The 10,185-nt window shown below is 38.0% G+C and carries 7 protein-coding genes and 1 pseudogene; 5 read left to right on the forward strand and 3 right to left on the reverse strand.

The genetic code is table 11. From position 1 onward, the window contains the following. Positions 1-263: zinc ribbon domain-containing protein (locus DK858_RS15825; protein ID WP_162556674.1), on the forward strand; the 263-nt coding region annotated here is incomplete at its 5' end. Positions 264-380: 117 nt separating this feature from the next. Here the strand turns inward: DK858_RS15825 and nadR are convergent. From nadR to serB, 3 genes are read right to left on the reverse strand one after another with little or no spacing between them, the layout of a single operon-like run. Further along, positions 381-1,625 carry a multifunctional transcriptional regulator/nicotinamide-nucleotide adenylyltransferase/ribosylnicotinamide kinase NadR gene (nadR, locus tag DK858_RS15830; RefSeq protein WP_109398218.1) on the reverse strand — a complete coding sequence of 415 codons (1,245 nt, stop codon included), beginning with the start codon at positions 1,623-1,625 and terminating at the stop codon, positions 381-383. Between the two features lie 11 nt (positions 1,626-1,636). Then, on the reverse strand, positions 1,637-3,028 hold the full coding sequence (gene radA / locus DK858_RS15835) for a DNA repair protein RadA (protein ID WP_109398219.1): 1,392 nt from the start codon (positions 3,026-3,028) through the stop codon (positions 1,637-1,639). Positions 3,029-3,066: 38 nt separating this feature from the next. Beyond that, a complete protein-coding gene (serB, locus tag DK858_RS15840) occupies positions 3,067-4,044 on the reverse strand; it encodes a phosphoserine phosphatase (RefSeq protein WP_109398220.1) in 978 nt (325 codons plus the stop codon). 109 nt (positions 4,045-4,153) lie between these two features. Between serB and DK858_RS15845 the strand changes: the two genes are divergently transcribed. The 4 genes and pseudogenes from DK858_RS15845 to DK858_RS15860 form a co-directional block, all read left to right on the forward strand. Continuing rightward, positions 4,154-4,867: a YtjB family periplasmic protein gene (locus DK858_RS15845; RefSeq protein WP_109398221.1), complete on the forward strand. Its 714-nt coding sequence runs from the start codon at positions 4,154-4,156 to the stop codon at positions 4,865-4,867. A gap of 239 nt (positions 4,868-5,106) precedes the next feature. Beyond that, positions 5,107-6,648: a YjjI family glycine radical enzyme gene (locus DK858_RS15850; protein ID WP_109398222.1), complete on the forward strand. Its 1,542-nt coding sequence runs from the start codon at positions 5,107-5,109 to the stop codon at positions 6,646-6,648. After that, positions 6,620-7,486 (forward strand): YjjW family glycine radical enzyme activase, encoded by an 867-nt coding sequence (locus DK858_RS15855; protein WP_109398223.1) that lies wholly within the window; start codon positions 6,620-6,622, stop codon positions 7,484-7,486. The genes DK858_RS15850 and DK858_RS15855 overlap by 29 nt, the downstream gene beginning before the upstream one ends. A gap of 152 nt (positions 7,487-7,638) precedes the next feature. Beyond that, positions 7,639-10,185, forward strand: a pseudogene (locus DK858_RS15860) (hypothetical protein); the annotation flags it as partial.

Raw genomic sequence — 10,185 nt, forward strand, 5'->3', positions numbered from 1 at the left:
CAGAGAAAGGCGTGCATCTGGTGAAGCTGGATCAATGGTTCGCCAGTTCAAAAACCTGCCATTGTTGCGGTCACAAAATGCTGGAGATGCCGTTAAATAAACGCATCTGGCAATGTTCTGAATGCGGAATTGAGCATGACCGCGATATCAACGCGGCGATCAACATCGAACGCAAGGGCATACTGGAATTACAAGCGGCGGGACTCGTCGTTTCTGCCCATGGAGGCCAGCGTAAATCCGTCACACAGACGGTTGCGGTCTAAGAAGTGGGAAGCCTCGCCCGACAGGGCGGGGAGCAGTCACTAAGTAATTTTGTTCTGATAGATAATCAGTGATAAAGAATAAAAAACGCCACTAATGGCGCTTTTTACTTTCTGTTTTTACTCAATATGCTTTGATTGCATCATCAATAATTCCCTGACTAATTCAACGCAACTTAAGAAGCGTTCGTCATAATCAGGAGAATTCACTTTAATATATTCAATATTATTTTTATCGAGCATTTCCATCAGTAAGGTTTGGAAACGACGACGATCTTTATCGCTCCCTAAACTACGCAAACCATCGGCTACCCATGGCGTATTATTTTCTAGCAAGATAACTAAATCAAAACGGTATTCATCAATCAAAGCTTGAACAAAGGGATGCTCTTTACCTTCATAACGTAAACAAAATGCCTGCGTTGTAACAAAATCCGTGTCAACAAAAGCCACTTTATTGGCATATTTAACAGCAAAATCAATATATTGAGCATGTCCCAATGCAATTTTATCGTAGTCGGAATATTGCAAGGCCATTTCATCACCACCAAGGTGAGAAAATACATAATCACGCCCATACTCCCATGCACTCGTAGTATTGAAAATATTGGCGAGCTTATTGACTAACGTGGATTTACCACTGGATTCACCACCTAAAATCGCCACGGTACGCACAAAGAAGGGTTTTACTTCTGTTGGGATATATTCCCAATATTTAAAAGGAGCTTGGCGAATTTGACTACCACTAATATTCATAAATGAACGTTCAGGATCAATCAAAACCGTTTCAATACCCAAGAAAGCATTATATTGTTCTGAATCTTCTCGTTCACTGGTATAGATAAAATCAGGGGCTATCTGCTTTTCGCGCAAAAACGTTTTGATCCCTTCACTCCACATTTCCCAACCATGAGGTTGGGGTTCAATACCGTGCTCATCAAACTCATGAATGCGAATATTTTTTTGATATTTAAAAGTTTGTAATAACCAACGTAACCTGTCACTTACAGTCGGTTGTTGTGACATCGCACTGTTGATAAATAAGTTTTTATCACGAGGCTCGTCATGACACAAAATGACATGTAATTCATCCACTTGACTACAAGCGCGTTGAATTAAATAAATATGTCCCGTATGGAGCGGATAAAATTTGCCAAAGATCACACCAATGGTTTTCTTTTTCACTGGGTATTCTAACCCTAAAAATTGGTGTAATGCCGACATCTTTTGTGCACTGGGGCTTTTGATTTTATTATTGATCAATTGGCTAAGATAGCCTTTCGTCATATCACTTTCATCAGCAACTTGTTGTAACGTATATCCATTTTTTCTGATAGCCTGTTTGATATAATCAAAAGAACCCATACTTTTCTCCTTTAGAAATCTTCCAAATCATCAAGGACAGATAACGCATCTGACAGCTTCTTCACACCATACACTTTCATATCAGGAGGATTCTTTTTCGGCATATTCGCACTAGGTACAATTGCCCGTTTAAATCCATGTTTTGCTGCTTCTGCAATACGCTCTTGCCCACTCGGTACAGGTCGAATTTCTCCCGCAAGCCCTACTTCACCAAATATCACTAAATCACGCGGTAAAGGGCGGTTACGGAAACTTGATACTAATGATAATAACAAGGCTAAATCTGCACTGGTTTCTGTGACTTTTACTCCACCTACCACATTCACAAAAACATCTTGGTCAGACATTTGTAATCCGCCATGGCGATGTAAAACAGCCAGTAGAATAGCAAGACGATTTTGCTCTAATCCCACAGCAACACGACGAGGGTTGGACAACATTGAGTGATCAACTAACGCTTGTATTTCCACTAGCAGAGGTCTTGTACCTTCCCATACCACCATAACAGAACTACCTGATGTAATTTCATCACCTCGACTTAAAAAGATAGCTGAGGGATTACTCACTTCTCGTAATCCTTGTTCTGTCATTGCAAAAACACCTAATTCATTAACAGCACCAAAACGGTTTTTATGGCTACGTAAAGTACGGAAACGAGAGTCTGTTTCACCATCCAACATAACAGAACAGTCAATGCAGTGTTCTAGTACTTTAGGCCCTGCCAATGTGCCATCTTTTGTCACATGGCCTACCATAATAATGGCAACATCATGGGTTTTAGCGAAACGAGTTAGATAAGCAGCCGTTTCACGCACTTGAGCAACACTGCCTGGTGAAGATTGAATATCTGCCATATGCATCACTTGAATAGAGTCAATCACCATTAATTTAGGTTGTTCTTGTGAGGCAATTAAACAAATCTGTTCAATACTGGTTTCAGACAACATATTCAGTTCTGCTGTCGGTAAACCTAATCGATGAGCACGCATAGCGACTTGTTGTAGCGACTCTTCCCCCGTGACATATAGCGTTTTCATTTCTGTGGCCAAACGGCACATGGTTTGTAGTAATAAGGTACTTTTACCTGCACCGGGGCTTCCCCCGATTAAAATAGCACTGCCAGGAACAACCCCACCACCGAGTACACGGTCGAACTCTTTAAATCCTGTGGAGAATCGAGGCAATGCTTCAAGGCTAATCTCCGATAGTTTTTGAACACGGCTAGCGCCTTTTGCATCACCTGCAAATCCACTAAAACGATCATTGCGGGAAGAAGAGGTTGCGGCAAGGCGCACTTCTGTAATTGTATTCCACGCATGACAAGCAGAGCATTGCCCTTGCCAACGAGGATAATCTGCACCACATTCATTACATACAAAGGCTCTTTTTGCTGCTTTTGCCACACTTCTCTCCCAACAATAACGATTTTAAAAAAACGTGCTTAACGCTCTTCGTGTTTTAAACCACCACTTAAAATGCACAATACACCCATTAGATCAGCGTGACGAATAGCCACTTTCGCCTGAGCATAGACTTTAGGCTTTGCGTGATAAGCAATGCCAAGCCCTGCTTTTCTCAACATTTTAAGATCGTTTGCCCCATCACCAATAGCAATAGTTTGCTCTATTGGGATCTCTAAATCCTTAGCTAAACGCGCTAAGACTTGTGCTTTATATTTTGCATCAACAATAGCGCCTTTAACTTTACCCGTGAGTTTGCCATCTTTAATTTCAAGGTGATTAGCCACCGCGGACACTAAACGTAATTTTTGTTTTAAGTTATCGGCAAAATAAGTAAAACCACCGGAGGCGATAGCAATATGCCAGTCCATTGCCTGAAGTTTTCGAACTAAGCTTGTTAACCCAGGCATAAGAGGTAAATCATCCATCACTTTTTGTAATATAGAGGCATCCGCACCTTTAAGTTCAGCAACTCGAAGTTTTAAACTTTCACTAAAATCCATTTCGCCTTGCATCGCGCGTTCTGTTATCGCGGCAACTTTATCTCCCACACCAGCAAGTTTGGCGATTTCATCAATACATTCAATTTGAATAGCCGTTGAATCCATATCCATTACTAAAAGCCCAGGAGAACGTAAACGAGGAATCTCACCTAAAGGAACGACATCTAGGCCACATTCATCAGATAAGCGACGAATTCTGCGGGTTAAGCTGCCAGCAATACGTACCACTTGATAATCATCAATACGCCATGAAGAAACCACCACGATTGCCACACCTAATTTATGTTGGAACTCGCTTATTCTTTTCTTATCAAGTTCACGGCCATAAAGTAACCATCCACTATCACCAGCACGATAATCGAGTGGCATCACCTCTTCACCACTGAGTGATAACGGCAGACCTGGCCATTTACGGATTTCATCCGGTAAATAGCAATAGGTCAGACTATTTGACATACTTATTCTCCTGTTTTCCCCTGTCTGAACAAAATAATTGTTATTCAGCCTATTCTATCTCTGACTCATCTGGCAACATGCACATACTTGCTTACGCAAAAGGATGAACATGCTTAAAGACAAACTAAAATTCAAACTACAAAAAACGGCGATTATACTGATTTGTATCGCACTATTGGCATTTCTTATGCAAGGCGCGTCTTATTTTAGCCGTGCCAATCAGCACGCCCGTATTACTCAGTTTGAAGAGCTTGCAAAAACACTGGCAGAACAAGTTGCGTTCTCTTTATCCACTTATATAGATGACAGTAGCAAAGATAACGTAAATCCACTCATTATGGCTAATTTAAATCATCTTACCCATAATAGTCGGGTGCTTGATGCCAGTCTTTACTTAGAAGATGGTACACAAATAGCGCATAGTGGTGAAAATGTCACTGTTAAAGAAAGATTAGCTTTAGAAGGGCAAAAGAGTGGAGGTTCTTTTAATCACCAACTTGTTGTACCTGTGCTAGGCAAAGATAAACCCAAAGGCTTTTTAAGACTCACGCTGGATACTCATCAACTTGTCACTGAATCAAGCCAAGTCGATAACACGACAAATTTATTACGAGTCATGTTATTAGTCGCACTTGCAATTGGTTTTTTGCTTTCTCATAACCTTCTTCAATTAACACCAGTTCATTGGCAACAATCGCCTTATTTATTAACGGCCAATCTACCGCCTCGTACTGAAAAAGAAGATGCTGAAAAAAATGAGAATAATGAAGAAAATGAATCAAAAAAGAGTGTTAAAGAGAAAAATAACGATGCTGAAAAATAAAGTAGATAAAACCTAACTTATTATTTTTTAACAACCTACTCAGTGAGTTTAGTGAATAATTAACTAAGCTCACTTTTTTATTTAATTATTTAGATATATCTAATTAATGCGTATTTTTGTGCTATTCCCTTAATATTTAAAGGGGTTTTGTTTAAAGTCACGGTAAATTCTCATCAAGTCATTAACCTAAAAAGATAGGTTTTAAATCTTTTTCTGGCTCTTTGAGTACTGAGGTGGTTATGACTGAACAATCTGTTATCCAACGTTGTCAACAAATCGTAGAAAACCCAACCCTTTCCCCTGAACAAAAACGTCATTTTCTTGCGTTAGAAGCGGAAAACATGTTGCCGTATCCGTCACTGTCTGAAGATGCCGCAAAAGCACTTAATGAACGGGTTATCTGTGATATGTATGAAGGCCATGCCCCTTATAAACCACGTTATGTCTTACCTGACTATGCAAAATTTTTAGCGCAGGGTTCTCGTTATTTAGAACTTGAACCTGCGCAAAATTTTGATGATGCCTTAAACATGCTGACTATCCTTTATCATCATGTTCCTTCTGTAACCTCTATGCCTGTTTATTTAGGGCGTATTGATAAAATCTTACTGCCTTATGTTGGCAACCTCACCGAAGAGCAGCTTTACCCTAAATTAAAACGCTTCTGGCGCTATCTTGATAGAACACTCCCAGATGCCTTTATGCATGCGAATATTGGTCCAGAAGACTCCGTTCTTACTCGTCTCATTCTTAAAGTAGATGTTGAGCTTCAACAAGTCGCGCCTAATCTCACTTTTATTTATGATGAAAAATCAACACCTTCTGATTTACTTCATCAAGCTATCACCAATATTTGCCATAGTAGTAAACCTCATATTGCCAATGGTACATTGCAAGATGCAGTATTTGGCAAAGATGAATACGGAATTGTCAGTTGTTATAACTCGCTACCTCAAAGTGGTGGTGGTAGCACTTTAGTCCGTATAAACCTTAAAGAGGTTGCACAGCGTAGTCAAAATAGCCTCGATTTTCTTGAAAGTGTATTGCCTTTTTATATGCAAAAACAGATTGAGATCATTGATGCCCGTTGTGCGTTTCTTTATGAAAAATCCAACTTCTTTAAACAAAGTTTCTTAGTAGAAGAAGGGTTGATCTCACCTGATCGTTTTGCGCCAATGTTTGGTATTTATGGAATGGCAGAAGCAGTCGCACTTTTACTTAAAAAAGAAGGTAAAAACGTTGCTTATGGTGAGAATGAATCTGCCAATCAACTTAGCTATATGATCAGCGAAAAACTGGCACAATTTGTTACAGAAACACCCGTAAAATATGGCTGGAACCACCGAGCTATGTTACATGCTCAATCGGGAATTAGTTCTGATATTGGCACAACACCTGCGACTCGTATTCCTTATGGTAAAGAGCCCGATCCGGTTACTCATTTAATAACAGTTGCTCCCCATCACCCATTTTATACCTCAGGGATTAGCGATATTTTAACGGTTGATGAAACTATCAAACAAAATCCTGATGCCCTAATGCAACTCTGTTTAGGGGCATTTTCTGCCGGGTTAAGAGAATTTACCGCCAATGTGGGTGGAAATGATCTTGTTCGTGTAACTGGTTATATGGTGCGCTTATCTGATTTAAAAAAATATAAAGAAGAAGGCTCTCGTCTTAATACTACTTGGTTAGGTGATGAAGCCACTGCCAATTGCCATATTGCGGAACGTAAACCTCGAGTGATTAGTCATGAGCAGCAGATGCGCTTCGATAAATAAAATACTGCCCTTCTCTTGTGTTGATGGCCCAGGCAATCGTCTGGCCATCTTTCTACAAGGGTGTAATTTGCGGTGTAAAAATTGTCACAATCCCTACACCATGGGGATCTGTGACAATTGTGGTGACTGCATTCCAACCTGTCCTCAACAAGTACTTTCATTACAAAATGGTGTTATAAATTGGAACAGTGCCAGTTGTGAACAGTGCGACACCTGTATTCAGCAATGCCCTCGCCAATCAAGTCCGATGACATTAACTTATACTGTCGATGAATTAATGGCGCTCACCCGTAAATATGCTGCTTTTATTAATGGCGTTACTGTCAGTGGTGGCGAATCGACGTTACAACTGCCTTTTTTAATTGATTATTTTAAAGCAATCAAAGAAGCGCCTGATCTTAAGCATCTTACTTGTTTAATCGACAGTAACGGCACTCTCTCCCTTAATGGCTGGCAAAAAATTGCCCCTTATATGGACGGTGCTATGATTGATTTAAAAAGTTGGAATGAAGATACTCATATTTATTTAACAGGTCGAGGTAATCAGCGGATTAAAGAATCAATCAAATGGTTAGCGAATAATAATTTACTTACAGAATTACGCCTTTTATATATTCCAGAAAAAACCGACTATTTAGAGAATATTGAATTACTTTCTCAGTTTATTCACTCACTTGGTGAATCCATATTAATTAGAATTAATGCTTTTCATAATCATGGTGTATATGGTGAGGCTGGTAATTGGCAATCAGCACAGAAACAACATATTGATATATTTAGTAAAGAATTAATAAAAAGAAATATATTTAATATTAAAACACCGGATATATATTCATAGAATATATTAACCAAAAAGAAAAATAGTAATTTAAAATTATTAAAAATATAATTAGCAATGCATTTTAAAATAAAATCCATTTATATTGACAGAAAAACAAGATCAAACTAGTCTTCAAAAAAATCCTGCAAATATAGACGGAATAATAATTTATGTTTATGAATAAAAAGAAACTAAAGCTATCAATTATTGCTTCAATTATAATTAATTCAACATATAGCTACGCTTTAAATAAGCCATCAGACTTAATTCTTACAAAAGATATTAAATTTGAATTTGAGTCTGTTGATAAGAATTCCCTTCGAGGATATGATAGCAATAGACAAATTCATGGAAGAATGGAATATAGAAATCTTCCAATAATATTAGCGTCAAAATATCAAAACATCATAATAACATCAGATAAAGATAATATTAATATCAGTCACGACATTGGAAAAAGCTTTAACCCTTTGAAAATAGAAAACTTCAATAATGTTAGAGCCCTTTCACTTTCAGAAAGTGGTCGTTATTTAACTGCACATGGTGAATATAATAACAATCCTGTATTTTTTGTTTATGATATTTTTTCAAAAGAAACAAATTTATTTAATCATAAAAGTGATATTTCATATTATATTGAAGATGATTATTATTTTACTACTAATGATGGATTATTTAGCCTTTATTCTGAAGATAATGATCCCTATGCAACATATACCTCGCCTAATGAAAAGAAATTTTTTATCTTTGACAATGAAAATAAAAAAAGCATTCCACTTAATGAATGGAATAAAACAAAACTGAATAATCATATAGAAAAAAATAGATTTATTGCATTTGAGAAATTAACTTCCTTTAATAACTTAATCAAATTAAAACCTAAAATTACGGCGCCATCCGTTAGTGGAAAATACCTTTATGGCACTTTAAAAAGGGAAAATCAAAAATCAGATAATGTTAGATTAGCATTTCTTTATGATCAGTCGAATGATGATGTAAAAATTATTTCAAATTCAGATTATGGTTCATCCAGAATCAATCAACTCTCAAAAAATGATATCGCCGTTGGCTGGATAGAATCGCGCATTAAACGCAAAAATGAAAGCGATGATAGATTAATTCGCGAAGCTTTCATCTATGATCCGACTAAAAATAAAATTAGAAAACCAATAATTAATAGTACTAATTCGAATCATTATTATAATTCAGAAGCTACAGCTATTTCAGAAAATGGGGAGTTTTTTGTTGGCTGGGTAGAATACGGTGGCAATATCGTAAAAAAAAGGCAAGCTTCTCCACTATCAGAATACCCTAGAAATGCCTTTGTATATTTTGTTGATGAAGAAAAATCTCAGTTATTACTAAATCTCAATAATAATATTGAAGAATCAGAAGCACACTCCATCTCTAGAGATGGCAATGCTATATTTGGTGTATCAAAAGGAAACAATAATGACTGGAAACTTGTTGCATGGAATATTGAAAAAACACCAAAGAATAAAATAGAAGAAAACCAAAATAAAGAAGCCATAAATATTAAATACGATACACTTTTAGCAACTAACGATATTGAAAAAACCAAAGAGCACTCAAAATTATCATTTGAAAAATTCACTTCGCTTAAAAAGCCATTTGATACTCAAGAAAAAGCATTATTCAATAAATTAGAAACAACTAAAACTGATATGGAAAATACCATTAAAGAAAGAATTAGAATTGAAAAAATCATTGATTATGGCGATAGAAATGGAGGTACAGAAACATATGATAAATATTCAGATGAATATAATACATATAAAAATAAAGAAGATGATTACAAAAAAGAAATCGAAGATATTAATCATGAAATAACCAATTTAAATAACGGAACACAAGGTTCACAATTAAAATTAGCAGAATATGAATATGCAAAGAGCCAAACTACTCTTAATGCACTAACACAAAAAAATGCAGCAATAGAAGCTGAGAAAGCCGAAGAGAAGCAACGTTTGGCTAACGAAGCCAGAGAACAACAACGCCTTGTCGAAAAAGCCGAAGAGAAGCAACGTTTGGCTGACGAAGCCAGAGAACAACAACGCCTTGCCGAAGAAGCCGAAGAGAAGCAACGTTTGGCTGACGAAGCCAGAGAACAACAACGCCTTGCCGAAGAAGCCGAAGAAGAGAAGCAACGTTTGGCTAACGAAGCCAGAGAACAACAACGCCTTACCGAAGAAGCCAAAGAGAAGCAACGTTTGGCTGACAAAGCCAGAGAACAACAACGCCTTGCCGAAGAAGCCGAAGAGAAGCAACGTTTGGCGGACCAAGACAAAAAACAACAACGCCGTGCCGAAGAAGCCGAAGCGAAGCAACGTTTGGCTAACGAAGCCAGAAAACAACAACGCCTTGCCGCAGAAGCCGAAGAGAAGCAATGTTTGGCTGACGAAGCCAGAGAACAACGACGCCTTACCGAAGAAGCCAAAGAGAAGCAACGTTTGGCTGACAAAGCCAGAGAACAACAACGCCTTGCCGAAGAAGCCGAAGAGAAGCAACGTTTGGCTGACCAAGCCAAAAAACAACAACGCCTTGCCGAAGAAGCCGAAGAGAAGCAACGTTTGGCTAACGAAGCCAGAGAACAACAACGCCCTATCGAAGAAGCCGAAGAGAAGCAACGTTTGGCTGACGAAGCCAGAGAACAACAACGCCTTGCCGAAGAAGCCGAAGAGAAGCAACGTTTGGCT

Source organism: Proteus faecis, from assembly GCF_003144395.1.
GTDB classification, from domain to species: domain Bacteria; phylum Pseudomonadota; class Gammaproteobacteria; order Enterobacterales; family Enterobacteriaceae; genus Proteus; species Proteus faecis.